Genomic DNA, 22306 nt, shown 5'->3' on the forward strand with positions numbered 1-22306 from the left:
CGCGTAGAGGGGAGACAGCGGAATTGTACGTCCCGGTTCGCCCGCCTGCCGATCGCGATGTACGTCTCGTCACGACTGTTACGCATCGCACACGCGGCGCGGCGCGCGCCCGTCGCGCGCCGCTCAGAACCCGATCGGCCTGCGCCGAGCCGAGCCTTCGTCCGCGCGGATGTCGCGCGGCTCGATCGCGTCGCGCCCGTCGAGCCGCGCGGCGCCGAACGCGTGCAGCAGTGCGCGGCGCATCGTGCGCGGCGGCGTCGCGGCCAGCACGTCGAGCGCGGCATCGCCGAGCGTTTCCGGGAAGCGCCGGCCCCACGCGTGCGACATGCGGATCTCGTCGTAGATCGTCTGCGCAATGCGGCGCGCGCCGGCCGCGTCGGGCGGCGCGATCTCGTAGACGTTCATGCGGTTCAGCAGCGGCTCCGGAATCGCGTGCGCGTCGTTCGCGGTCGCGATCCAGATCACGTTGCCCGCATCGATCGGCACTTCGGCGAATTCGTCGACGAAGGCGCGCGCCGTGTCGTGTTCGAGCAGCGCGTAGAGTGCGCCGAGCGGATCGTATTGCGCATCGGCGCCCGCCTTGTCGATTTCGTCGACGGCGATCACGGGGTTCGCATAGCTGCCGTTCACGAGCGCGTCGAACACCTTGCCGGGCTTCGCGTTCTTCCATTGCGACGATGCGCCCGACAGGATCCAGCCGGCCGTCAGCGAACTCATCGGCACGTAGTGATACGCGGTGCCGAGCATCTGCGCGAGCGCCTTCGCGAAATGCGTCTTGCCGATCCCCGGCGGGCCGAGCAGCAGGATCGGCATCAGTTCGAGCCGATCGTCGGTTTCGAGGCAGAGCGCGACCTGCTTGCGCACGTCGTCGAGCGGTTCGGCGAAATTAGGCAGCGCTTCGCCGAGCGCGTCGAACGACGGCATCCGGTTCGGCTTCACGCAGAAACGCAGATTGCCGGTCTTCAGCATCCGCTCGTAGGTTGCGCGCAACGCATCGCTCGCGCTTTCGTTCAAATCGTTCAGTGCCGTCTCGACCTGCTCGAGGTCGTACACCGTGCTGAAAGACGCCACCGCCAGTTCCTGTTTCACCATCGCCGTCGTCATACCAACCTCACCGCTGCTTGCTGTCACACGATCATCAGACCCTTACGATTTTCAGTGTAGCGGCGCGCGTCGCGCGTGCAAGCAAGCAGCCGCGCGAGGCTGCTGCTAACACCGGCCGCGCGCTGCAGGCCCGCGCCGCGCGGCGTATCATCGTCAGTTCACCGGTCGCCGCGCATGGCCGGCGGTGCACCGCGTACCGCGTCCGCTTTCGTCCCCAGGGTATGCCGATGTCCGTCCCCGCCGCTCCTCCGAACGTCGATCCCGACGCGATCCGCGCCGTCGACGCCGCACTGACGTCGCGCCGCTCGGTGCGCGCATTCCTCCCGACGCCGGTGCCGCGCGCGACGCTCGAGGCGATCCTCGAAGCCGCGAGCCGCGCGCCGTCCGGCACGAACATCCAGCCGTGGCACGTGTACGTCGCGACGGGCGCGACGCGCGATGCGCTCGCGGCCGCGCTCACCGCCGCATACGACGATCCCGCGCGCGACGAAAAATACGTCGCCGAATACGACTACTACCCGCGCGAATGGGTCTCGCCGTATATCGACCGGCGCCGCAAGGTCGGCTGGGATCTGTACGGCCTGTTGAACATCGGTCGCGACGAGAAAGCGCGCATGCATGCGCAGCACGCGCGCAATTTCCGCTTCTTCGATGCACCGGTCGCGCTGTTCTTCACGCTCGACCGGATCATGACGCACGGCGCATGGCTCGACTGCGGGATGTTTCTGCAAGGCGTGATGACGGCCGCGCGTGCGCGCGGGCTCGATACGTGCCCGCAGGCCGCGTTCGTGCCGTTTCACCGGATCGTCGCCGAACACCTCGACATCCCGGACAACGAACAGCTCGTCTGCGGGATGTCGCTCGGCTACGCCGATCCGCATGCGGTCGAGAACCGCCTCGTCACCGAGCGCGCGAGCGTCGCCGAGTTCGCGCGTTTTTTCGCTTGAAAACGCGTGACGCGTACCTACTTTTCACAGCATCCGTCCGTCGCCGGCACGCCGATGTGTCGCGCCGGCGCACGGCCGGCAGCGGAACCGCAGCGCGACCGTACCCGAGCCAAAGCGGGACCGCAGTGAGACCGTAGCGGGACCGCATCGTGCTTCGCACCGCTCGCCGCCGCGTGCGGCGACAACGCTGCCGAAATCGATCGGGCGTAAGATGAGCGTCCGTTCCCCACTACCCCGCGTTTCCGGAGAAGCTTCATGCTGAAACACGGCCTGGCCGTCCTGCTCGCGAGCGTCGCGCTCGCCGCCCATGCGCAGAGCCCCGCACCGGCCGTCGTTGCGTGGGAGATCCAGGTCGTGCGCGACGGTCAGACGATCGACACGTTCCAGCAGCAGACCACCGTGGGTCAAACGCGCACCGACACCCATCGCTATCCGTCCGCCGTGCCGGTCGGCTGCGGCAATGCCGCGCGCGTCGTGCCGACCGAGCGTTCGCGCGCCGTCACGGTCGCGCCGCTCGCCGCCGATACGGCGGCCGGCACGGTCTCGCTCGCGCTCGACGTGCAGGAAACGCTCGACGACGAAAGCGCACGGCAGAGCGATCCCTGCATGCCGGCGTCGCCGCGCCAGATCGTCGCGAGCCATCCGGGCCTGTCGGTCGGCGCCGACGCCTGGACCGACTGGACGCTCGTCGAGCAGCATCCGCATCTCGTCTACCGCGTGCGCGCGCACGTCGCGAAGGACTGATCGCCATGGCTGCCGACGCGCTATCCGTCCCGTTCGCCGAACCGCACGCGGCCCCCGACGAAATCACCGCGGTCAGCTGGAACCTGCACAAGGGCCGCTCGCCGCTCGGCTTCACTGCATGGAACGCGATGCGCGACTGGATGCAGTCGACGCACGCGGACGTGTATTTCCTGCAGGAAGCGATGGCGCGGCGCATGCCGCGGCCGGTGCTCGCGCAGGGCTTCGGCGCGCCGATGGACGATGTCGACGACGACGTCTGGCACTGCCAGGCGACCGAGATCGCCCGCGCGCTCGACTGGCAGATCGCGCTCGGGCCGAACGTGTTCAAGCCGTCGTGGCGGCACGGCAACGCCATCCTGTCGCCGCATCCGCTCGACCTCGGCGGCCGCTGGGACATTTCCGCGCACCGCTTCGAGCGGCGCGGGCTGCTCGTCGCGCGCGCGACGCTCGCCGGCGCGCGCCCCGTCACGCTGCTGTGTGCGCACCTCGCGCTCACGCGCGCGGCGCGGCTGCGCCAGATGCACTGGATCGCGCACTGGATCGTGCGCAACGCGGGCGACGATCCGCTCGTGCTCGCCGGCGACTTCAACGACTGGCGCAACGATTCGGTCGCCGTATTCGGCGAGATCGGGCTGTCCGAAGTGGCGACGCTGCTCGGCGAGTCCGGGCGCACGTTCCCGGCGTTCTCGCCGGCGCTCGCGCTCGACAAGATGTTCGTGCGCGGCCTCACGCCGCTCGAGTGGCGCGCGCCGTCGAGCGAAACCGCGTGGCTGTCGGACCACCTGCCGTACATCGCCCGGCTGCGTCTCGATCCGCGATAAGCGCCGCCCGGCGCGCACGCGCGACCGAAAGCGCATCGTAAGCGCGCGTTGCGCCAAATCCGCGCGGCCACGGGGGGCAAGCCCGCGATTCGCGCAGGCAGGGTAAAATAGCCAGTTCCTCAAACGTCTGTCATCGAGAAGGCGCGTGTCCGACGCGCCGGCCGGCCGATCCGCGATCGGGCCGACGCACTCGGTTTTTGCCCGTTTTTGGGCCCGTTACACGCGTCCGCTACGCGCGTCCGTTTTGAAAGCCATGAGCAAATACGACACCGCCATCGTCCAATCCGTCCATCACTGGACCGACACGCTTTTCAGCTTCACCTGCACCCGTGAGCCGAGCCTGCGCTTCAACAACGGCGAGTTCACGATGGTCGGCCTCGAGGTCGACGGCAAGCCGCTCGCGCGCGCCTACTCGATCGTGAGCCCGAACTACGAGGAGCACCTCGAATTCTTCAGCATCAAGGTCCAGGACGGCCCGCTGACGTCGCGCCTGCAGCACCTGAAGGTGGGCGACACGGTGCTGATCGGCAAGAAGCCGACCGGCACGCTCGTCGTCGACAACCTGCTGCCGGGCAAGACGCTGTGGCTGCTGTCGACGGGCACGGGCCTCGCGCCGTTCATGTCGATCATCCGCGATCCGGACATCTACGACCGCTTCGAGAAGGTCGTGCTGACGCACACCTGCCGCCTGAAGGGCGAGCTCGCGTACATGGACTACATCAAGCACGACCTGCCGGGCCACGAGTACCTCGGCGACATCATCAAGGAAAAGCTCGTCTACTACCCGACGGTCACGCGCGAAGCGTTCGACAACGAGGGCCGGATCACCGACCTGATCGCGTCGGGCAAGCTGTTCACCGATCTCGGCGTCGCGCCGTTCTCGCCGGAAAACGATCGCGTGATGCTGTGCGGCAGCACCGCGATGCTGAAGGACACGACCGCGCTGCTCAAGCAAGCCGGCCTCGTCGAAGGCAAGAACAACGCACCGGGCCACTACGTGATCGAGCGCGCTTTCGTCGACTGATCCATCCCCAAATTTGTGAAGCATCAAGAAACCGGAGCGAAGGCTCCGGTTTTTTTTCGTCCGCGCTTGGCGAATTCGTAACAATGACGGACCATTTCATCTCAAATAGTTACATTTGACGCGCCGCATCGACGACCTTCGATGTCGGTTTTTTTCCTACGCCGCGTTCAATCCGATTATTCACATTTACCCTTAAATGTCCGCCCGACATGACCTTTTCGCCATTTTTGAGATATTATGCGCGGCGCGTGACGCTGACTTGGCCGCACGCAAGGGGTCGGACTCAGGTGTTACTGAATGTAACTTTTGTTACCTTGGCATGCCGCCGTTTTCCGGCCGCATGCGGGAGCCGGACGGCCGCCGACCCGCGCCGCCGACCGGTGTCTGAACCGCTTTCTGACAGCAGGGAGAGTCATGGATACGTCGCTTAATGCGCCCCACGGCGCTCACGCCCCGTTCCCGTCGCGGCTGCCCGCGCATGGCTGCGCCGCCGCAACGTCGGCCGATCCCATCCCGAAATCCGATCCGTGCGCGCAGCGCATCGCGGTGCTGTCCGCGCAGCTGCTCGCCGCCGATGAAGCCGCGCGCCGCCATCTGGCCGGCGAGCTGCACGACGGCCTCGGCGCAGAACTCACCGCCGCGCGTTTCGCGCTCGCCAACGCCCAGGCGTGGCTGCCGGCCGACGCGCCGGAAGGCTGCCTGCGCGCGCTCGAACTCGCGCAGCGCGCGCTCGACGCGGCGACCGACGCGAACCGCCGGCTGATCGACGCACGCGCCGTGCCGGCGCTCGACAGCGGCGTCGTGCCCGCGCTGTCCGCGTGGATCGACGGCTTCGCGGCCCGTACCGGCCTGCGCACGAGCTTCGTCTGCGCGGCCGATGCGCGCGTGCCGCACCTCGCCGGCGACGCCGCGCTCGCGATCTTCCGCGTCGCGCAGGAAGCGCTGTCGAACGTCGCGAAGCACGCGCGCGCCGCCTCGGCCGACGTGCGGATCGACGCCGACGACACGTTCCTGTCGCTGATCGTCACCGACGATGGGACCGGTTTCGCGCGCAAGCGTCGCGCCGGCTACGGGCTCACCGGCATGCAGGCGCGCTGCGCCGCGTTCGGCGGCGGGCTCGACACGACGTCGGGCGCGGCCGGGCGCGGCACGCGCGTGACCGCGTACTTCGCATGGGACGCGCTGCTCGGCGCGCCCGCCGCGGCTCGTTTCGCGTCGCTGTCGTGAGGTCGCGATGGGCCTGAACATCCTGCTCGTGGACGACCACGCGATCGTCCGGCAAGGGATCTGCCAGCTGCTCGTCGACCGGGGCGTCGCGCGCGAGGTCACCGAAGCGGAAAACGGCGCCGACGCGCTCGCCGCCGTCGACCGGCAGACGTTCGACGTGATCCTGCTCGACATCTCGCTGCCCGACACGAACGGCATCGAGGTGCTCAAGCGCCTGAAGCGCAAGCTGCCGCGCACGCCGGTGCTGATGTTCTCGATGTACCGCGAGGATCAGTACGCCGTGCGCGCGCTGAAGGCCGGCGCCGCCGGCTATCTGTCGAAGACGGTCAACGCCGCGCAGATGATCGGCGCGATCCAGCAGGTCGCCGCGGGCCGCAAGTACGTGAGCCCCGCGATGGCCGAAGCGCTCGCCGAATACGTGTCGTTCGAGAACGAGCCGCTGCCGCACGAAAAGCTGTCCGACCGCGAATATCAGACGCTCTGCATGCTGGCCTCGGGCAAGCGGCTGACCGACATCGCGAACACGCTGTCGCTGTCGGTGAAGACGGTCAGCGTGTACCGGTCGCGGCTGCTCGAGAAGATGCGGCTGTCGAACAACGCGGAACTGACGTTCTACGTGATGAGCAACCGGCTCGTCGACATGTCGCCCGCGTCGGGCACCTGACGCACCGCGCCCCCCCCTCTCGCTGTCCCACGCGCAAGGTTCCGGCGCGGCCGCTCGGCCGCCGCTCGGCCGTTGCGCACGCAAGCGCTTGTTTTATCGGACGATTCGGCGACGCAACGCTGCGCGAGCGCGAGCCTTTTGCGTCAAATCGGCTAAAATTGCGGGTTTTCACTCAGTCAGCACCGCCGCTCCCGCGCGCCCCGCTGACGATCCACCCGCAATGTCTCTCTTTCGCAAGAAAAACGTCGATCGCATGATCGCCGGCGCGCACGCCGCCGGACTCAAGAAGGCGCTCGGCGCGATCGACCTGACCTTCCTCGGCATCGGCGCGATCATCGGCACCGGCATCTTCGTGCTGACCGGCACGGGCGCCGTGCAGGCCGGGCCCGCCCTGATGCTGTCGTTCGTGATCGCCGCGATCGCCTGCGGCCTCGCCGCGCTGTCGTACGCGGAGTTCGCGTCGACGATCCCGGTCGCCGGCTCGATCTACACGTATTCGTATGCGACGCTCGGCGAACTCGTCGCGTGGATCATCGGCTGGGACCTGATGCTCGAATACGGGCTCGCGGCATCGGCCGTATCGGTCGGCTGGTCGGGCTATCTGCAGTCGCTGCTGCAGGGCTTCGGGCTCACGCTGCCGACCGTGCTGACCGCCGCGCCGGGCGCGGTGCCCGGCGTCGTCACGTGGTTCAACCTGCCCGCGTTCCTCGTGATGATCGTGATCACGACGCTGCTGTCGATCGGGATCCGCGAATCGACGCGCATCAACAACGTGATGGTGTTCATCAAGGTGTCGGTCGTGCTGCTCGTAATCGCGGTCGGCCTGTTCCACGTGACGCCCGCGAACTGGAAGCCGTTCATGCCGCACGGCTGGAACGGCGTGTTCGGCGCGGCCGCCGTGATGTTCTTCGCGTTCATCGGCTTCGACGCGGTGTCGTCGGCGGCCGAGGAAGTGAAGAATCCGAAGCGCGACCTGCCGATCGGCATCATCGCGTCGCTCGCCGTTTGCGCGGTGCTCTACGTGACGGTCGCGGCAGTCGCGACCGGCATCGTGCCGTCCGCGCAGTACGCGAGCATCTCGCACCCGATCTCGTACGCGCTGCAGGTCGCCGGCGAGAAATGGGTCGCGGGCTTCATCGATCTCGGCGCAGTGCTCGGCATGCTGACCGTGATTCTCGTGATGAGCTACGGGCAGACGCGGATCATCTTCGCGATGTCGCGCGACGGGCTGCTCCCGGGCACGCTGTCGCGCGTGCATCCGCGCTACGCGACGCCGTTCCTGACAACCTGGCTCGTCGGCCTGTTCTTCGGACTGATCGCCGCGCTCGTGCCGCTGAACGTGCTCGCGGAGCTGATCAACATCGGCACGCTGGCCGCATTCTCGATGGTCTCGATCGCGGTGCTCGTGCTGCGCCGCACGCACCCGCACCTGCCGCGCGCGTTCCGCTGCCCGGGCGTGCCGGTGGTGCCGCTGCTCGCGGTGGCGGCGTGCGTGTTCCTGATGGTGAATCTGCAGCCGGTCACCTGGATCGCGTTCGGCGTGTGGCTCGTGATCGGTCTCGCCGTCTATTTCCTCTATTCGCGACACCATTCGAAGCTCGCCCGCGGCCACGCGGAGTGATCCCGCGCGCGGCGCAGCGACGCGCCGCCCGCACTGACGGCGCGCCGCCTTGCGAGCGCGCCGTTTTGCTTTGCAGCCGCCGTCGCACGCGCGGTGCACGCCGAGCACGTCCGCGGCAGGCGGTTCATAATGCGCGCAATCAACGAGGGAACGACGATGGAAAGTGTGGATCTCGACGTGCTGAAATCGAGCGCGCGCTGGCTCGACGAAGGTCGCCGCGTGCTGCTCGTGACGGTCGTGAAGACCTGGGGCTCGTCGCCGCGCCCGGAAGGCGCGATGCTCGCGGTGCGCGAAGACGGGCTCGTGGTCGGCTCGGTGTCGGGCGGCTGCATCGAGGACGATCTCATCGCGCGCGTGCATGCGAACGGCATCGCGCGCGACGCGCGGCCGGAAGCGGTCAAGTACGGCGTGACGGCCGAAGAAGCGCACCGCTTCGGGCTGCCGTGCGGCGGCACGATCCAGCTCGTGCTCGAGCCGCTGACGCGCGACAGCGGAATCGCGGCGCTCTGCGCGGAGGTCGAGGCGGGCCGCCTCGTCACGCGCACGATGACGCTCGCGACGGGCCGCGCGTCGCTGTCGCCCGCGCAGGCGACCGACGGGCTCGCGTTCGACGGCGAGCGGCTCGTGACGATCCACGGCCCGCGCTACCGGATGCTCGTGATCGGCGCCGGGCAGCTGTCGCGCTATCTGTGCCAGATCGCGGTCGGGCTCGACTATCAGGTGACCGTCTGCGACCCGCGCGAAGAATACACGGACGGCTGGGACGTGCCCGGCACGCGCATCGTGCGCACGATGCCCGACGATACGGTGCTCCACATGAAGCTCGACGCGCGCTCGGCCGTGATCGCGCTCACGCACGATCCGAAGCTCGACGATCTCGCGCTGATGGAGGCGCTGAAGACGCCCGCGTTCTACGTCGGCGCGCTCGGCTCGCGGCGCAACAACGCGGCGCGCCGCGAGCGGCTGCGCGAATTCGATCTGAGCGAAGCGGAACTGAGCCGGCTGCACGGGCCGGCCGGCATCTACATCGGCAGCCGCACGCCGCCGGAAATCGCGATCTCGATTCTCGCCGAGGTCACGGCCGCGAAGAACAACGTGTCGCTGCCGACGATCCTGCAGGTCGAAGGCGCGAAAGCCGCGCGCGAGATCGCCGCGAACGGCGGCGCGACCTGCGGGCTCTGAAGCCGGCGCGGCCGCACTCGCGGTCGCACCGCGACGCCGCGCGCAATGCGCGGCGCTGCCCGTGCCGTCACGCGAGGCCGGCGGCGAGCGCCGCGGCCACCGAGCCGGCGACCAGCACGACGCCGACGGTGCGCCGCTTGTTCAGCTCGGTCCAGAGCAGCACGCCGGTCAGCGACAGCAGAATCAGCGACCCGGCGATCGTATCCATCAGCAGCACCCAGCCGATGCTCATTCCGACGCCGCGATGCAGGTTGTTCAGCGTTGTCAGCAACGTGTTGCCCGTGCGCTTCACCGACACGTAGCCGTTGCCCACCCAGTATTCGGCCTGCAGGTTCTGCCGCGGCCCGAACAGGCCCATCTGCCAGTGCTCCGGCTGCATCACGTGCCGGTCGCCCCACGCGACCGGCTGCGCGGGCTCCTTGCGCACGCGCCCCGGCCGGCCTTCGAAATGCAGTTCGCGCTGCAGCCACTTCGTCATCGCGGCCGGCGTCTTCGGCGCCGGGTCCGGCAGCGCGAGCTGCAACTGCTCGACCTGCGGCTCGCCCGTCGCGATCTTCAGCGGCGGCGCGCGATGATTGAGCAGCACGCCCGTCACGCCGAACAGCAGCCCGAGCACCGCCCCCCACAACCCGACCCAACCGTGCACCTTGCGCAGCCACTTGATGAAGGTGGCGCGGCGCGACCGCGAACGGCGTGCCGCCAGCTCGGCATCGGTCAGCGGACGTGCGGCCGGGTGCAGCACGGCAACGCCCTCGCGGGGCAAGTCCGCGTGGAGCGGATCGATCGTTTCGGGCGCGTTCACGCGAAAGCTTCCATTCTTCAAAACGACGGGCGGCGCGCCGGTTCGCGCGCCGCCCGCTCAACATGAAATGAGAATGGCTATCATTACACAAATCGAGATGCGCCTCAACGGCGGCGAGCCCGCGGCGACGCCGTGCGATCGGGAAAAAGCGATAAGAAGACGTGCGATCGAAGGGAGATGGCAGACCGTTGCGCCCGAATAACGACAGAAAGCCGTTTGTATTATTCGCGCAGCGCGCGACCGCCGGATCGCGCTCAGCGCAGCGGCGGCAACGGAAAACGCGGCGCGGCGGCGTCGGCCGGCGCATCCGTGCGATCGAGCGCATAGAGCCACGCGAGCAGGTCCGCGACGGCTTGATAGAGCTGCGGCGGGATCCGGTCGTCGAGATCGACCTGCATCAGCAGCGACACCATCTCGGGCGCCGTATGCACGTAGAGCCCGGCCTCCTTCGCGCGCGCGACGATCATCTCCGCGAGCGCGCCATAGCCCTTCGCGAGGACGCGCGGTGCCGTATCGCCGCCCTTCGGATCGTAGACGAGCGCCGCGGCGCGCTTGCGGTGCGGCGTCGTCATCGCAAGGCTCCGTCGTCGGGCGGCACCGGCGGTACCGGCACCGCAGCGCTTCCGGCCGCCGCCTGCGCATAGGCGCTCGCGGCCGCCTGCGCGGCAAACGCGTCGAACGGCTCGGGCTGCTCGTCGACCGCGCGAATCGACAGCCCGCCGAGCTGCAGCCCCGATCCCTCGAACCGCCGCCGCAGCGCAGGTTCGTGCTGCGCGAGCCGCGCGGCGCCCGCCTGGTTCGCGCGCAGTCGCGCGACGAGCTGCGCGCCGTTCAGCTGCAGTTCGGCGTCGACCGTGCCGAGCGTCGGCAGCGTCAGCGTGAGCCGCGTGCGCCACGCGATGCCGTCGCCCGCGTCGTCGCCGCTGCGCGGCGCGCGCCCGCCCGGCTCGTCGGGCTCGATCGTCCAGTCGACGCGCACGCCCGGCCACGCTTCGCCGGTCCAGCGAAACTGGTCGGTCGCGAGCGTGTCGAGCTGCTGCCGGACGACCGGCACGGCCGCCGGATGCACGGGCGTCGGCGGCGCCGCGTCGGACGGCGCTGCGGCGTCGGCCGGGCGCGCGACCGACGCGCGCCAGTCGGCGAGTTCGTGCAGCGGATCGGTTGCGTCCGCCGCCGCGCGCGCGAGCGGCGGATGCGGCTGAGCGCCCGGCATCGGTTCCGGGGCGGAGCCGTCCGGCCGCGCGCCGCCGGACGCAGCGGCGCCCGACGCAGCGGCGCCCGGCTGAACCGCCGCGCGCGCGGACGGCAGCGACAGGCGTGGCGTGAGCAAGACATCGAGCGCATCGTCGTCCGGCGCGGCGTCCGGATCGGCCGACGTCTGCGCGCTCGCGATGCGCGCCTGCGGCTCGCGCAGCAGCGTCGCGAGCGGTCGCTGGCCGGCGAACCACTGCGCGAGATGGGATTCGTAGAAGAGACCGCTTTCGCCGACCGCCTGCGCGAGCGCCGCCCGCAAGGCGCCGGCAAGCGACGGCGGCGCGGCGTCGGCGGCAGTGGCGGCGGCAGTGGCGGCGGCAGTGGCGGCGGCAGCGCCCGGCGCGGGGCCCGAAGCGGCCGCTGCGGTCGCATGCCCGGACTGCCCGGCGGCGTCATCCGCCGCCGCGGCGAACAGCGCGGCCGGATCGGGTACGAGCGGCATGCGCCCGACGACGGCAGGCGTGGCATCGCCGCCCGTGCGCGCGATCGCATCGAGCACGCGCGCGACATCGGACAGCGCGGTCTGCGTGGAGGCCGCGGGCGGCTGCGGCAGCGCGCCGCTCGCCTCGGACGACGGCGCGACGCCGGCGCCCGGCGTGCCGACCTGCGCCGCGGCGCCGCCGGCGGCCGCCGACGCTACGCCGCCGGTCAGCAGGCTGTCGAGACGGCTCGCGAGCAGCGCGGCCGCAACGGAGTCGATACCGGTCATGATCGGAGCCTGCTCACCTCGGCCACATCGTTGCGCACTCCGGGAACGAGGCCGCCGCGCTGCCCCGGAATACGGGCTCTAGCCGCGCGTGCGGTAGAGCTCGGTCAATACCTTGGTCGAACGCCGCGTCTCGAACAACGCGGACAGCCGCGCGACTTCGGGGCTCGCGAGATCGCGGATCGCCGCGTCGTCCGCGAGGATCCGGCGGATCAGCGCGAGCTTGCGGCCCAGTTCCGATTCGTCGAGCGCGATGTCCCGCTCGGCCTCCTTCAGCGCATCGACGAGCCGCAGATACTCGTCCTGCAGCCCCGACAGCGCATGCCAGTCGGCGCCGCGCGCCGCGCGCAGCATCCGGCCCGACACGGCCGCGAGCGCCTCGTAGCGTGCGAAGTAGTCGGCCTTGCGATTCATCTCGGCATATCGCCCGTCTGCTGCGCGGCCATCCGCGCGACTTCGGGGCCGATGCCGGTCCATGCTTCCTCGAGCGTCGCGAGTAGTCCGTCGACCTCGACCAGCATCGCGTCGCTCGCCTGCGCATTCGCTTCGAGCAGCCGCCGGCCGATATACGCGTACAGCGCGTCGAGGCGCGCGGCGATCTCGCCGCCCGCCTCGCGGTTCAGCGCGGCCTGCAGGCCGCTTTCGACGATGCGGATCGCCTTGCCGATCGCGTCGCCGCGCGCCGGCACGTTGCCCTGCTGCAGATGCATGCGCGCGAGCGCGACGGCCTGGCGCGCGCCCTGATAGAGCATCGCGATCAGCCGGTGCGGGGAGGCGCCCATCACCCCGGTCTCGACGCCGACACGCGCGTAGGCATTGGCTCCAGCGTGTCCTGGGGAAAACATGCGCTTCTCCTTGTTGATGCTTGGCTATGACGGGGGCCGCTGCCGTGCGTCGCACGGCGCGGTTTTCTCCCTGAGTTATCGGAAAGGAACGGGAAAGCTTTAGGCGCGCGGCGCGCGATGCGCGGCGAGCGGTGCGCGGCGAGCGGTGCGCGGCGAGCGGTGCGCGGCGAGCGCCGCAGCGGGCCGGCGCGCCGGCCGGCGACGAAGGCGGGGCAGCGGCCCGCGCGTCACACCGACATCTGCATGATGTCGTTGTAAGCGCTCACGAGCTTGTTGCGGACCTGCAGCCCGAACTGGAAACCGATATTGGCCTTCTGCATGTCGACCATCACGTCGTTCAGCGACACGTTCGCCGCGCCGACCTCGAATGCCTGCGCTTCGCCGAGCGCGCGCTGCTGGTCGCCGCTGATCTTGTCGAGCGAGGCCTTCATCGCGCTCGCAAACGTGCCGGCCGTCGCCGCGCCCGAGCCGGCGAGCGCGGCCGCCGGGCTCGCGACGCCGCCCGACGCCTGCGCGGCCATCGCCTGCATCTGTTGCAACACCGAACCGATTCCGCTGACGTTCGCAGTCATGCTGTCCCCAGACATAGAAAGAAATGACCCGGCCGCACCGGGCGATCCGCGCGTGCGCAATGGCCGCACCATCCCGGATCGCGAAAAAGAATAGCAGCGCACCGTGCGGCAAAGCCGCGAAAGTACGGGGGAAACCCGGCTCTTTTCGGTCGATCGAGACCGGGCGCGGATGCCGATAATCGCATCGTGTCATTGTCCGCCCGCTCGTCCGAGCGGCTCAGTCGTCCCGCTCCGGAGAACCTCGACGCATGGATTCGCAGGCCAATTCGCTGATCAATCCCGATGCCCGCGCGGGCCTCGCCAGCCCGGTGCCCGGCGCCGCCGCGGCCGCCGCGCTGCCGGGCGCGGGCGGCGCGGGCGCGGATTTCGGGCTCGGCGGCTTCGCGGAACGCATTCCGGGCATCGCGCGGATGAAGGGCAATCCGAAGCTGCCGTTCCTGATCGCCGTCGCGTTCGCGGTCGCGGTCGTCACGGCGCTCGTGCTGTGGAGCCGGGCGCCCGACTATCGCGTGCTGTACAGCAACCTGTCCGACCGCGACGGCGGCGCGATCATCGCCGCGCTGCAGCAGGCCAACGTGCCCTACAAGTTCGCCGACGCCGGCGGCGCGATCCTCGTGCCGGCGGCCCAGGTGCACGAAACGCGGCTCAAGCTCGCGGCGCTGGGGCTGCCGAAGGGCGGCGCGGTCGGCTTCGAGCTGATGGACAACCAGAAGTTCGGGATCAGCCAGTTCGCCGAACAGGTCAATTACCAGCGCGCGCTCGAAGGCGAGCTGCAGCGCACGATCGAGTCGATCAACGCCGTGCGCGGCGCGCGCGTGCATCTCGCGATTCCGAAGCCGTCCGTCTTCGTCCGCGATCGCGAGGCGCCGAGCGCGTCGGTGTTCGTCGATCTGTACCCGGGCCGCGTGCTCGACGAAGGCCAGGTGCAGGCGATCACCCGGATGGTGTCGTCCGGCGTGCCCGACATGCCGGCGAAGAACGTCACGATCGTCGACCAGGACGGCAATCTGCTCACGCAGCCGGCGTCGGCAACCGGCCTCGACGCGAGCCAGCTGAAATACGTGCAGCAAGTCGAGCGCAACACGCAGAAGCGCATCGACGCGATCCTCGCCCCGATCTTCGGCGCCGGCAACGCGCGCTCGCAGGTCAGCGCCGACATCGACTTCTCGAAGCTCGAACAGACGTCCGAAAGCTATGGGCCGAACGGTTCGCCGCAGCAGGCGGCGATCCGCAGCCAGCAGACCAGCACCTCGACCGAGCTCGCGCAAAGCGGCGCGTCGGGCGTGCCGGGCGCGCTGTCGAACACGCCGCCGCAGCCGGCTTCCGCGCCGATCGTCGCCGGCAACGGCGCGAACGCACCGCAGACGACGCCGGTCAGCGACCGCAAGGACCAGACGACCAACTACGAGCTCGACAAGACGATCCGCCACGTCGAGCAGCCGATGGGCACCGTGAAGCGGCTGTCGGTCGCCGTCGTCGTCAACTATCAGCCGGTCGCCGACGCGAAGGGCCACGTGACGATGCAGCCGCTGCCGCCCGCGAAGCTCGCGCAGATCGAGCAGCTCGTGAAGGACGCGATGGGCTACGACGCGAAGCGCGGCGACTCGGTGAACGTGATGAACAGCGCGTTCTCGACCGCGACCGATCCGAACGCCGACCTGCCGTGGTGGCGCCAGCCCGACATGATCGCGCTCGCGAAGGAAGCGGCGAAGTGGCTCGGCATTGCGGCAGCCGCGGCGGCGCTCTACTTCATGTTCGTGCGGCCGGCGATGCGCCGCGCGTTCCCGCCGCCCGAGCCGCCGGCGCCGGCGCTCGCGCTGCCGGGCGAGCCGGTCGTGCTCGACGGGCTGCCGGCGCCCGAGCCGGAAAGCGAGTCCGATACGGCGCTGCTCGCCTTCGAAAACGAGAAGAACCGCTACGAACGCAACCTCGACTACGCGCGCACGATCGCCCGCCAGGATCCGAAGATCGTTGCGACCGTCGTGAAGAACTGGGTGTCCGATGAACGCTGAAGGCTTGACCAAAAGCGCGCTGCTGCTGATGTCGATCGGCGAGGAAGAAGCCGCGCAGGTATTCCGCTTCCTCGCGCCGCGCGAGGTGCAGAAGATCGGCGCCGCGATGGCCGCGCTGAAGAACGTCACGCGCGAGCAGGTCGAGGACGTGCTGCAGGAGTTCGTGAAGGAAGCCGAGCAGCACACCGCGCTGTCGCTCGATTCGAGCGAGTACATCCGCTCGGTGCTGACGAAGGCGCTCGGCGAGGACAAGGCCGGCGTGCTGATCGACCGCATCCTGCAGGGCAGCGACACGAGCGGCATCGAAGGGCTCAAGTGGATGGACTCGGGCGCCGTGGCCGAGCTGATCAAGAACGAGCATCCGCAGATCATCGCGACGATCCTCGTCCATCTCGATCGCGATCAGGCCTCCGAGATCGCGTCGTGCTTCACCGAGCGGCTGCGCAACGACGTGATCCTGCGCATCGCCACGCTCGACGGCATTCAGCCGGCCGCGCTGCGCGAGCTCGACGACGTGCTGACGAGCCTGCTGTCCGGCAGCGACAACCTGAAGCGCAGCCCGATGGGCGGCATCCGCACCGCGGCCGAGATCCTCAACTTCATGACGAGCGTGCACGAGGAAGGTGTGCTCGAAAGCGTGCGCCAGTACGACCCGGACCTCGCGCAGAAGATCGTCGACCAGATGTTCGTGTTCGAGAACCTGCTCGACCTCGAGGATCGCGCGATCCAGATGGTGCTGAAGGAAGTCGAGTCGGAGACGCTGATCGTCGCGCTCAAGGGCGCGCCGCCGCCGCTGCGCCAGAAGTTCCTCGCGAACATGTCGCAGCGCGCGGCCGAACTGCTCGCCGAGGATCTCGACGCGCGCGGGCCGGTGCGCGTGTCCGAAGTCGAGACGCAGCAGCGCCGCATCCTGCAGATCGTGCGCAACCTCGCCGAGAGCGGCCAGATCGTGATCGGCGGCAAGGCGGAAGACGCGTATGTCTGATCCGGCCAGCGTCCGCACGCTCACCGCGTACCAGCGGTGGGAGATGGCGTCGTTCGATCCGCCGCCGCCCCCGCCGCCGCCCGACGACGCGGCCGCGGCCGCCGCCGCGCTCGCCGAGGAACTGCAGCGCGTGCGCGACACCGCGCACGCCGAAGGGCATGCGGCCGGCCACGTCGAAGGCCAGGCGCGCGGCTATCAGGCCGGCTTCGAGCAGGGCCGGCAGCAGGGATTCGAGGCCGGCCAGGCCGAAGCGCGCGAACAGGCCGCGCAGCTCGCGGCGCTGGCCGCATCGTTTCGCGAAGCGCTCGCGAGCGCCGAGCGCGATCTCGCGGCCGACGTCGCGCAGCTCGCGCTCGACATCGCGCAGCAGGTCGTGCGTCAGCACGTGAAGCACGATCCGGCCGCGCTCGTCGCGGCGGTGCGCGACGTGCTGGCCGCCGAGCCCGCACTGTCCGGCGCGCCGCATCTGACCGTCAACCCGGCCGATCTGCCGGTCGTCGAAGCCTATCTGCAGGACGATCTCGATGCGCTCGGCTGGAGCGTGCGCACCGACGCGTCGATCGAACGCGGCGGCTGCCGCGCACACGCGGCGACCGGCGAAGTCGACGCGACGCTGCCGACGCGCTGGCAGCGCGTCGCGGCCGCGATCGGCAAGGTGAGCACGTGGTGACGCCGCCTACGCCCGAGTCGCTCGCGCATGGCGCGATGACGCCGCTCGAGCGTGAACTCGCGCGCGCGTCGCGCGGGTCCGACGTCGTGGACGATGCGCGCGAGACGCACGAGACGCACGACGCGGACGATGCCCACGCCGCACCGTCCGCCGAGCGGGCGACGCAGCGTACGTCGTCCGCGCCCGACGCGCGGCGCGCCCCGCACAATCCGCATCTCGCGCACTGGCGCGAACATCTGCACGCGCTCTCGGCACGGAGCCAGCGCGCACTGCCGCTGCGCCCGTGCGGGCGCCTCACGCGCGCGGCCGGGCTCGTGCTCGAGGCGATCGGACTGCGTCTGTCGGTCGGCGCCGAATGCACGATCGAATTGCCGCCGGGCAGCACGCTGCCCTATGCGGAGGCGGAAGTCGTCGGCTTCTCCGGCGAGCGCCTGTTCCTGATGCCGACCACCGACGTCGCGGGCGTGCTGCCCGGCGCGCGCGTGTGGCCGCTCGAACGGGCGCCCGTCGCCGATCCGCTCGCGGGCGCGAAACGGCTGCCGGTGGGCTGGGAAATGCTGGGCCGCGTCGTCGACGCGGCCGGCCGCCCGCTGGACGGGCTCGGCCCGCTCGCGTCGAAGGTCGACGCGCCGCTGTCCGCGCCGTCGATCAATCCGCTCGATCGCGAACCGATTCATCACGTGCTCGACGTCGGCGTCCGCGCGATCAACGCGCTGCTCACCGTCGGCCGCGGCCAGCGCATGGGACTGTTCGCGGGCTCGGGCGTCGGCAAGTCGGTGCTGCTCGGCACGATGGCGCGCTACACGAGCGCCGAGGTGATCGTGATCGGCCTGATCGGCGAACGCGGCCGCGAAGTGAAGGAATTCATCGAGCAGATCCTCGGCGAGGACGGGCTCGCGCGCTCGGTCGTCGTCGCGGCGCCAGCCGACGTGTCGCCATTGCTGCGGATGCAAGGCGCCGCGTATGCGACGTCGCTCGCCGAATACTTCCGCGACCAGGGCAAGCACGTGCTGCTGCTGATGGATTCGCTGACGCGCTATGCGATGGCGCAGCGCGAGATCGCGCTCGCGATCGGCGAACCGCCGGCGACGAAGGGCTATCCGCCCTCGGTGTTCGCGAAGCTGCCGGCGCTCGTCGAGCGCACCGGCAACGGGCCCGCAGGCGGCGGTTCCATCACGGCGTTCTATACGGTGCTGACCGAAGGCGACGATCAGCAGGACCCGATCGCCGATTCGGCGCGCGCGATCCTCGACGGCCATATCGTGCTGTCGCGCGCGCTCGCCGAGGCCGGCCACTATCCGGCGATCGACATCGAGGCATCGATCAGCCGCGCGATGACCGCGCTGATCGACGATACGCATCTCGACCGCGTGCGCCATTTCAAGCAGATGCTGTCGCGCTATCAGCGCAACCGCGATCTGATCGCGGTCGGCGCGTACGCACCGGGCCGCGACGCGCAGCTCGACCGCGCGATCGCGCTCTATCCGCGCATCGAAGCGTTCCTGCAGCAGGGCTTTCGCGAATGCGCACCGTTCGCGTCGAGCCTCGCGGCGCTCGATGCGTTGTTCGATTCCTGAATCCGTTCGCGGATCCACCCGGTCCCTGGAGGCTCACGCAAATGGCACACGGTTTCCCGCTTCAACTGCTGCTCGATCGCGCGCAGGAAGACCTCGACGCGGCCGCGAAGCAGCTCGGCACCGCGCAGCGCGACCGCACGGCCGCCGCCGAGCAGCTCGACGCGCTGCTGCGCTATCGCGACGAATATCACGCGCGCTTCGCGCAGTCGGCGCAGCATGGGATGCCGGCCGGCAACTGGCGCAACTTCCAGGCGTTCATCGACACGCTCGATGCGGCGATCGCGCAGCAGCGCAGCGTGCTCGCCGCTGCCGAACTGCGGATCGACGAGGCGCGGCCGAACTGGCAGCAGAAGAAGCGCACCGTCGGCTCGTACGAGATCCTGCAGGCGCGCGGCGTCGCGCAGGAAGCGCAGCGCGCGGCCAAGCGCGAGCAGCGCGAAGCCGACGAGCACGCGGCGAAGATCCTGCGCATGCGGGCCGACGCGGCCCGGACGTCGTAATCCGCCCACCGCCTTCGAACGAGAGAATCGCCATGCCTTCCCTGTCCCTGACCGGCGCCCTGATCGATACCGTCGGTGCCGCGCTGAAAGCCGCGGGCCGCAGCGCGTCGTCTGCCGCGAGCAGCGACCGCGATGCCGCGACGCCCACCACGGCGCCGTTCGCGCAGACGCTGCAGCAACGCGTCGACACGCGGCACGATGCCGACCGGACCGCCACCGCAGATGCCGCGCCGCCGAAATCGGCCGACGCGAAGCCGGTTGCGGCCAAACCGGACGAGGACGACGCGTCGCCGGACCAGGCGCACGCATCGACCGCGACGAATCCCGATGCGGCCGCACTCGCGGCGGCCGCGGCCGTCCAGGCCCAACTGCAGGCGCACGCGGACGGCACGTCGCCTGCCGACGCATCCGCGCAGTCCGCCGCAGCGGACGGTCAGCCGGCGCTGGCAACGACCGCTTCGACGCCGTCCGGCACCTCGCCCGAGGCCGCGTCGGCGGCCGCCCCAGCGACGGCGCGCGACGCGCTGCACGCGGCGCTCGACAAGCTGACGGGCGGTGCCGGTGCCGTCGCGCTGCCGGCGTCGGGCGCGGCTGCGCCGTCGAGCGCCGCAACGGCCGCGGCGCCGCTGACGCCGCCGATCCCGAAGGCGCCAACCTTCGGCCATGTGCTCGCCGATGCGAAGGGCGCGGCGCCGCAGGCGCAAGCGCAAACGCAGGCACAAGCGCAAGCCGCCGCGCAGCCGGCATCGGCCACGCCGCCGAGCGCAGCGGCGACGCAACCCGACGCGCATACGGCCGCTGCCGCGACCGACGCGGCCGAACCGAATGCCGCCGCAACGCTCGCGGCGGCCGCCGCGACCGCCGCCGCGCATGCGAATCTCCCGACGCCGCCGGCATCGGCCGCGATCGCCGCGGCGAACGCGCACGTGCTCGCGCCGCCGGTCGGCACCGCCGACTGGACGGACGCGTTGAGCCAGAAGGTCGTGTTCCTGTCGAATGCGCACCAGCAAAGCGCCGAGCTGACGCTGAACCCGCCGGACCTCGGGCCGCTGCAGGTCGTGCTGCGCGTCGCGGACAACCACGCGCATGCGCTGTTCGTATCGCAGCATGCGCAGGTGCGCGACGCGGTCGAAGCCGCGCTGCCGAAGCTGCGCGACGCGATGGAAGCGGGCGGGCTCGGGCTCGGCAGCGCGACCGTCAGCGACGGCGGCTTCGCATCGCAGCAGCAGCCGCAACAGCAGTTCGCCGGCGGCCGGCCGTCGCAGCGCGCGGGCGGCGGGTCGTCAGGCGCCGATGCACCGGTCGACGCCGCGCCATCCGCGACGGCCGCATCGAGCGCCGCCGTCGCGCGCCGCGCGGGCCTCGTCGATACGTTTGCCTGAACATCGCGCCGCGCCGCACGCCGCTCAGCGGCCGTGCACGGTAGCCGCGGGCTGATCGCGCGGCACGCCGCCCCTGCGCGCGGCGACGATGAAGTCCGCCGCGCGTTCGCCGATCATCACCGACGGCGCATTCGTGTTGCCGCCGATCAGCGTCGGCATCACCGACGCATCGACGACGCGCAACCCTTCGACGCCGCGCACGCGCAGTTGAGGATCGACGACCGCGCGCGCGTCCGAGCCCATCCGGCACGTGCCGACCGGGTGATAGATCGTGTCCGCATGCGCGACGATCGCTTCGCGCAGCTCGGCTTCGCTCTGATGCGGATGCGTGTAGAGCTCGCGACCGCCCTGCGAGGCGAGCGGCGGCTGCGACAGGATGCGGCGCATCGCCTGCGCGCCGCGCACGAGCAGGTCGAGATCGCGCGAATCGCTGAAAAAGCGCGGATCGATCAGCGGCGCATCGCGCGCGTCGCCGCTCGCGAGTGCGACCGTGCCGCGGCTGTACGGACGCAGCGCACACACGTGCAGCGAATAGCCGAATCCCCAGTGCATCTTGCGATTGTGATCGTCGACGAGTGCCGTGCAGAAATGCAGCTGCAGGTCCGGCCGATCGAGCGACGGATCGCTCTTGATGAAGCCGCCCGCTTCCGCGACGTTGCTCGTCATCATTCCCGTGCGGCTCGAGAAATAGCGGGCGAGCGCGGGCGTCATCTTCGCGATCCCGCGCAGACAGATGCCGACCAGCTCCGACGAATTCACGCGCGTGTTGATGATGAAGTCGATGTGGTCGATCAGGTTTTCGCCGACGTCCGGCGCATCGTGCACGACCGCGATCCCGTGCCGGCGCAACTGCGCGGCGGGCCCGATGCCCGAGCACATCAGCAGTTGCGGCGAGTTGAACGCGCCCGCCGACAGGATCACTTCCGCGCGCGCGCCGAGCGTCTCGATGCGTCCGTTGCGCGACACCGCGACGCCGACCGCACGCTTGCCGTCGAAGCCGACGCGCAGCACCGTCGCATCGGTGATCACGTGCAGGTTCGGCCGGTTGCGGCCGTAGATGTATGCGCGCGCGACGCTGCAGCGCGACCCGTCGCGATGCGTGACCTGATAGAAGCCGACGCCTTCCTGCGTCGCGCCGTTGAAGTCGTCGTTGAGCGGATAGCCGGCCGCATGCGCGGCCGCGATGAATCGTTCGGAGAACGGATTGCGAAAGCGCAGATCCGATACCGTCAGCGGACCGTCGGCGCCATGCCATGCATCGGCGCCGCGCTGGTTGCCTTCGGCGCGGCGGAAATACGGCAGCACGTCCTGCCAGCCCCAGCCGGTCGCGCCGATCTGCGCCCATTCGTCGTAGTCGCTCGGATGGCCGCGCGTATAGATCATCGCGTTGATCGCGCTCGAGCCGCCCATGCCACGGCCGCGCGGCTGATAGCCGCGGCGCCCGCCCAAGCCCGGCTGCGGCACGGTCTCGTAACCGTAGTTGGTGCGCAGCTTGAACGGCACGAGCGCCGCGATGCCGACCGGCATGTTGACGAGCAGATTGCGCTCGGTGTGCGGGCCCGCTTCGATGAGTGCGATCGTCGCGTCCGGGCACGCGTCGGCGAGGCGCGCGGCGACGCTCGAACCGCCCGAGCCGCCGCCGACGATGATGTAGTCGTATTGCATGT

At 70.0% G+C, this 22306-nt stretch carries 22 protein-coding genes; 14 read left to right on the forward strand and 8 right to left on the reverse strand.

Going from position 1 to position 22306, the window contains the following annotated elements:
- Nucleotides 1-123: 123 nt before the first annotated feature.
- Complete coding sequence (locus NP80_RS28230; RefSeq protein WP_006402726.1) at nucleotides 124-1104, reverse strand: AAA family ATPase; 981 nt, start codon at nucleotides 1102-1104, stop codon at nucleotides 124-126.
- 227 nt (nucleotides 1105-1331) lie between these two features.
- Here NP80_RS28230 and NP80_RS28235 point away from each other — a divergent pair, with 227 nt between their 5' ends.
- The 8 genes from NP80_RS28235 to NP80_RS28270 all read left to right on the forward strand — a co-directional run bounded on the left by NP80_RS28235 (nucleotide 1332) and on the right by NP80_RS28270 (nucleotide 9334).
- A complete protein-coding gene (locus NP80_RS28235) occupies nucleotides 1332-2051 on the forward strand; it encodes a nitroreductase (RefSeq protein WP_012214325.1) in 720 nt (239 codons plus the stop codon).
- 255 nt (nucleotides 2052-2306) lie between these two features.
- Entirely contained in the window at nucleotides 2307-2795 is a 489-nt protein-coding gene (locus NP80_RS28240; protein WP_006402724.1) for a hypothetical protein, read from the forward strand.
- A 5-nt stretch (nucleotides 2796-2800) separates the two neighbouring features.
- Nucleotides 2801-3616 (forward strand): endonuclease/exonuclease/phosphatase family protein, encoded by an 816-nt coding sequence (locus NP80_RS28245; RefSeq protein WP_006402723.1) that lies wholly within the window; start codon nucleotides 2801-2803, stop codon nucleotides 3614-3616.
- A gap of 253 nt (nucleotides 3617-3869) precedes the next feature.
- Complete coding sequence (locus NP80_RS28250; RefSeq protein ID WP_012214327.1) at nucleotides 3870-4640, forward strand: ferredoxin--NADP reductase; 771 nt, start codon at nucleotides 3870-3872, stop codon at nucleotides 4638-4640.
- Nucleotides 4641-5054: 414 nt separating this feature from the next.
- Nucleotides 5055-5867 carry a quorum system sensor histidine kinase RqpS gene (gene rqpS / locus NP80_RS28255; protein WP_006408059.1) on the forward strand — a complete coding sequence of 271 codons (813 nt, stop codon included), beginning with the start codon at nucleotides 5055-5057 and terminating at the stop codon, nucleotides 5865-5867.
- A gap of 7 nt (nucleotides 5868-5874) precedes the next feature.
- A complete protein-coding gene (gene rqpR / locus NP80_RS28260; protein WP_006402720.1) occupies nucleotides 5875-6531 on the forward strand; it encodes a response regulator transcription factor RqpR in 657 nt (218 codons plus the stop codon).
- A gap of 220 nt (nucleotides 6532-6751) precedes the next feature.
- Nucleotides 6752-8152 (forward strand): branched-chain amino acid transporter BcaP, encoded by a 1401-nt coding sequence (gene bcaP, locus NP80_RS28265; protein WP_006408060.1) that lies wholly within the window; start codon nucleotides 6752-6754, stop codon nucleotides 8150-8152.
- Between the two features lie 156 nt (nucleotides 8153-8308).
- A complete protein-coding gene (locus NP80_RS28270; RefSeq protein ID WP_006409350.1) occupies nucleotides 8309-9334 on the forward strand; it encodes an XdhC family protein in 1026 nt (341 codons plus the stop codon).
- Between the two features lie 67 nt (nucleotides 9335-9401).
- Here the strand turns inward: NP80_RS28270 and NP80_RS28275 are convergent, their stop codons facing one another.
- From NP80_RS28275 to fliE, 6 genes are all read right to left on the reverse strand, one after another.
- Entirely contained in the window at nucleotides 9402-10136 is a 735-nt protein-coding gene (locus NP80_RS28275; protein ID WP_006408062.1) for a PepSY-associated TM helix domain-containing protein, read from the reverse strand.
- Nucleotides 10137-10390: 254 nt separating this feature from the next.
- Nucleotides 10391-10708: an EscU/YscU/HrcU family type III secretion system export apparatus switch protein gene (locus tag NP80_RS28280; RefSeq protein WP_006410296.1), complete on the reverse strand. Its 318-nt coding sequence runs from the start codon at nucleotides 10706-10708 to the stop codon at nucleotides 10391-10393.
- Entirely contained in the window at nucleotides 10705-12099 is a 1395-nt protein-coding gene (gene fliK / locus NP80_RS28285; RefSeq protein ID WP_045594305.1) for a flagellar hook-length control protein FliK, read from the reverse strand. The genes NP80_RS28280 and fliK overlap by 4 nt, the downstream gene beginning before the upstream one ends.
- A 78-nt stretch (nucleotides 12100-12177) precedes the next feature.
- Nucleotides 12178-12510, reverse strand: coding sequence for a flagellar protein FliT (locus NP80_RS28290; RefSeq protein WP_006407159.1), 333 nt, complete (start codon nucleotides 12508-12510; stop codon nucleotides 12178-12180).
- On the reverse strand, nucleotides 12507-12941 hold the full coding sequence (gene fliS, locus NP80_RS28295) for a flagellar export chaperone FliS (protein ID WP_006402960.1): 435 nt from the start codon (nucleotides 12939-12941) through the stop codon (nucleotides 12507-12509). The genes NP80_RS28290 and fliS overlap by 4 nt, the downstream gene beginning before the upstream one ends.
- Nucleotides 12942-13168: 227 nt before the next feature.
- Nucleotides 13169-13513: a flagellar hook-basal body complex protein FliE gene (fliE, locus tag NP80_RS28300; protein WP_012214333.1), complete on the reverse strand. Its 345-nt coding sequence runs from the start codon at nucleotides 13511-13513 to the stop codon at nucleotides 13169-13171.
- Between the two features lie 248 nt (nucleotides 13514-13761).
- Between fliE and fliF the strand changes: the two genes are divergently transcribed.
- Genes fliF through NP80_RS28330 form a run of 6 tightly spaced genes read left to right on the forward strand, consistent with a single transcriptional unit; the run spans nucleotide 13762 to nucleotide 20639 of the window.
- Nucleotides 13762-15525, forward strand: coding sequence for a flagellar basal-body MS-ring/collar protein FliF (fliF, locus tag NP80_RS28305; protein WP_045594307.1), 1764 nt, complete (start codon nucleotides 13762-13764; stop codon nucleotides 15523-15525).
- Entirely contained in the window at nucleotides 15515-16510 is a 996-nt protein-coding gene (gene fliG, locus NP80_RS28310; RefSeq protein WP_006402963.1) for a flagellar motor switch protein FliG, read from the forward strand. The genes fliF and fliG overlap by 11 nt, the downstream gene beginning before the upstream one ends.
- Entirely contained in the window at nucleotides 16503-17180 is a 678-nt protein-coding gene (fliH, locus tag NP80_RS28315) for a flagellar assembly protein FliH (protein ID WP_045594309.1), read from the forward strand. The genes fliG and fliH overlap by 8 nt, the downstream gene beginning before the upstream one ends.
- Nucleotides 17181-17215: 35 nt before the next feature.
- On the forward strand, nucleotides 17216-18757 hold the full coding sequence (gene fliI / locus NP80_RS28320; protein WP_254208268.1) for a flagellar protein export ATPase FliI: 1542 nt from the start codon (nucleotides 17216-17218) through the stop codon (nucleotides 18755-18757).
- Between the two features lie 41 nt (nucleotides 18758-18798).
- Nucleotides 18799-19257: a flagellar export protein FliJ gene (gene fliJ / locus NP80_RS28325; protein WP_006411204.1), complete on the forward strand. Its 459-nt coding sequence runs from the start codon at nucleotides 18799-18801 to the stop codon at nucleotides 19255-19257.
- Between the two features lie 32 nt (nucleotides 19258-19289).
- On the forward strand, nucleotides 19290-20639 hold the full coding sequence (locus NP80_RS28330; RefSeq protein WP_045594310.1) for a flagellar hook-length control protein FliK: 1350 nt from the start codon (nucleotides 19290-19292) through the stop codon (nucleotides 20637-20639).
- A gap of 24 nt (nucleotides 20640-20663) precedes the next feature.
- On the opposite strand, the gene NP80_RS28335 is transcribed toward NP80_RS28330, so the two are convergent.
- On the reverse strand, nucleotides 20664-22304 hold the full coding sequence (locus NP80_RS28335) for a GMC family oxidoreductase (protein WP_006409942.1): 1641 nt from the start codon (nucleotides 22302-22304) through the stop codon (nucleotides 20664-20666).
- Between the last annotated feature and the right edge of the window lie 2 nt (nucleotides 22305-22306).

Source organism: Burkholderia multivorans ATCC BAA-247, assembly GCF_000959525.1.
Taxonomy (GTDB): domain Bacteria; phylum Pseudomonadota; class Gammaproteobacteria; order Burkholderiales; family Burkholderiaceae; genus Burkholderia; species Burkholderia multivorans.

Excerpts from the sequence above, each read along its gene's own strand:
- NP80_RS28335 (WP_006409942.1), bottom strand. The coding sequence starts at position 22,304 with ATGCAATACGACTACATCATCGTCGGCGGCGGCTCGGGCGGTTCGAGC.
- NP80_RS28270 (WP_006409350.1), top strand. The coding sequence starts at position 8,309 with ATGGAAAGTGTGGATCTCGACGTGCTGAAATCGAGCGCGCGCTGGCTC.
- fliJ (WP_006411204.1), top strand. The coding sequence starts at position 18,799 with ATGGCACACGGTTTCCCGCTTCAACTGCTGCTCGATCGCGCGCAGGAA.
- NP80_RS28245 (WP_006402723.1), top strand. The coding sequence starts at position 2,801 with ATGGCTGCCGACGCGCTATCCGTCCCGTTCGCCGAACCGCACGCGGCC.
- NP80_RS28250 (WP_012214327.1), top strand. The coding sequence starts at position 3,870 with ATGAGCAAATACGACACCGCCATCGTCCAATCCGTCCATCACTGGACC.
- fliH (WP_045594309.1), top strand. The coding sequence starts at position 16,503 with ATGTCTGATCCGGCCAGCGTCCGCACGCTCACCGCGTACCAGCGGTGG.
- NP80_RS28230 (WP_006402726.1), bottom strand. The coding sequence starts at position 1,104 with ATGACGACGGCGATGGTGAAACAGGAACTGGCGGTGGCGTCTTTCAGC.
- fliF (WP_045594307.1), top strand. The coding sequence starts at position 13,762 with ATGGATTCGCAGGCCAATTCGCTGATCAATCCCGATGCCCGCGCGGGC.
- rqpR (WP_006402720.1), top strand. The coding sequence starts at position 5,875 with ATGGGCCTGAACATCCTGCTCGTGGACGACCACGCGATCGTCCGGCAA.
- fliG (WP_006402963.1), top strand. The coding sequence starts at position 15,515 with ATGAACGCTGAAGGCTTGACCAAAAGCGCGCTGCTGCTGATGTCGATC.
- fliS (WP_006402960.1), bottom strand. The coding sequence starts at position 12,941 with ATGTTTTCCCCAGGACACGCTGGAGCCAATGCCTACGCGCGTGTCGGC.
- NP80_RS28235 (WP_012214325.1), top strand. The coding sequence starts at position 1,332 with ATGTCCGTCCCCGCCGCTCCTCCGAACGTCGATCCCGACGCGATCCGC.
- NP80_RS28330 (WP_045594310.1), top strand. The coding sequence starts at position 19,290 with ATGCCTTCCCTGTCCCTGACCGGCGCCCTGATCGATACCGTCGGTGCC.
- NP80_RS28290 (WP_006407159.1), bottom strand. The coding sequence starts at position 12,510 with ATGAATCGCAAGGCCGACTACTTCGCACGCTACGAGGCGCTCGCGGCC.
- rqpS (WP_006408059.1), top strand. The coding sequence starts at position 5,055 with ATGGATACGTCGCTTAATGCGCCCCACGGCGCTCACGCCCCGTTCCCG.
- bcaP (WP_006408060.1), top strand. The coding sequence starts at position 6,752 with ATGTCTCTCTTTCGCAAGAAAAACGTCGATCGCATGATCGCCGGCGCG.
- NP80_RS28280 (WP_006410296.1), bottom strand. The coding sequence starts at position 10,708 with ATGACGACGCCGCACCGCAAGCGCGCCGCGGCGCTCGTCTACGATCCG.
- fliI (WP_254208268.1), top strand. The coding sequence starts at position 17,216 with ATGACGCCGCTCGAGCGTGAACTCGCGCGCGCGTCGCGCGGGTCCGAC.
- NP80_RS28240 (WP_006402724.1), top strand. The coding sequence starts at position 2,307 with ATGCTGAAACACGGCCTGGCCGTCCTGCTCGCGAGCGTCGCGCTCGCC.
- fliK (WP_045594305.1), bottom strand. The coding sequence starts at position 12,099 with ATGACCGGTATCGACTCCGTTGCGGCCGCGCTGCTCGCGAGCCGTCTC.
- fliE (WP_012214333.1), bottom strand. The coding sequence starts at position 13,513 with ATGACTGCGAACGTCAGCGGAATCGGTTCGGTGTTGCAACAGATGCAG.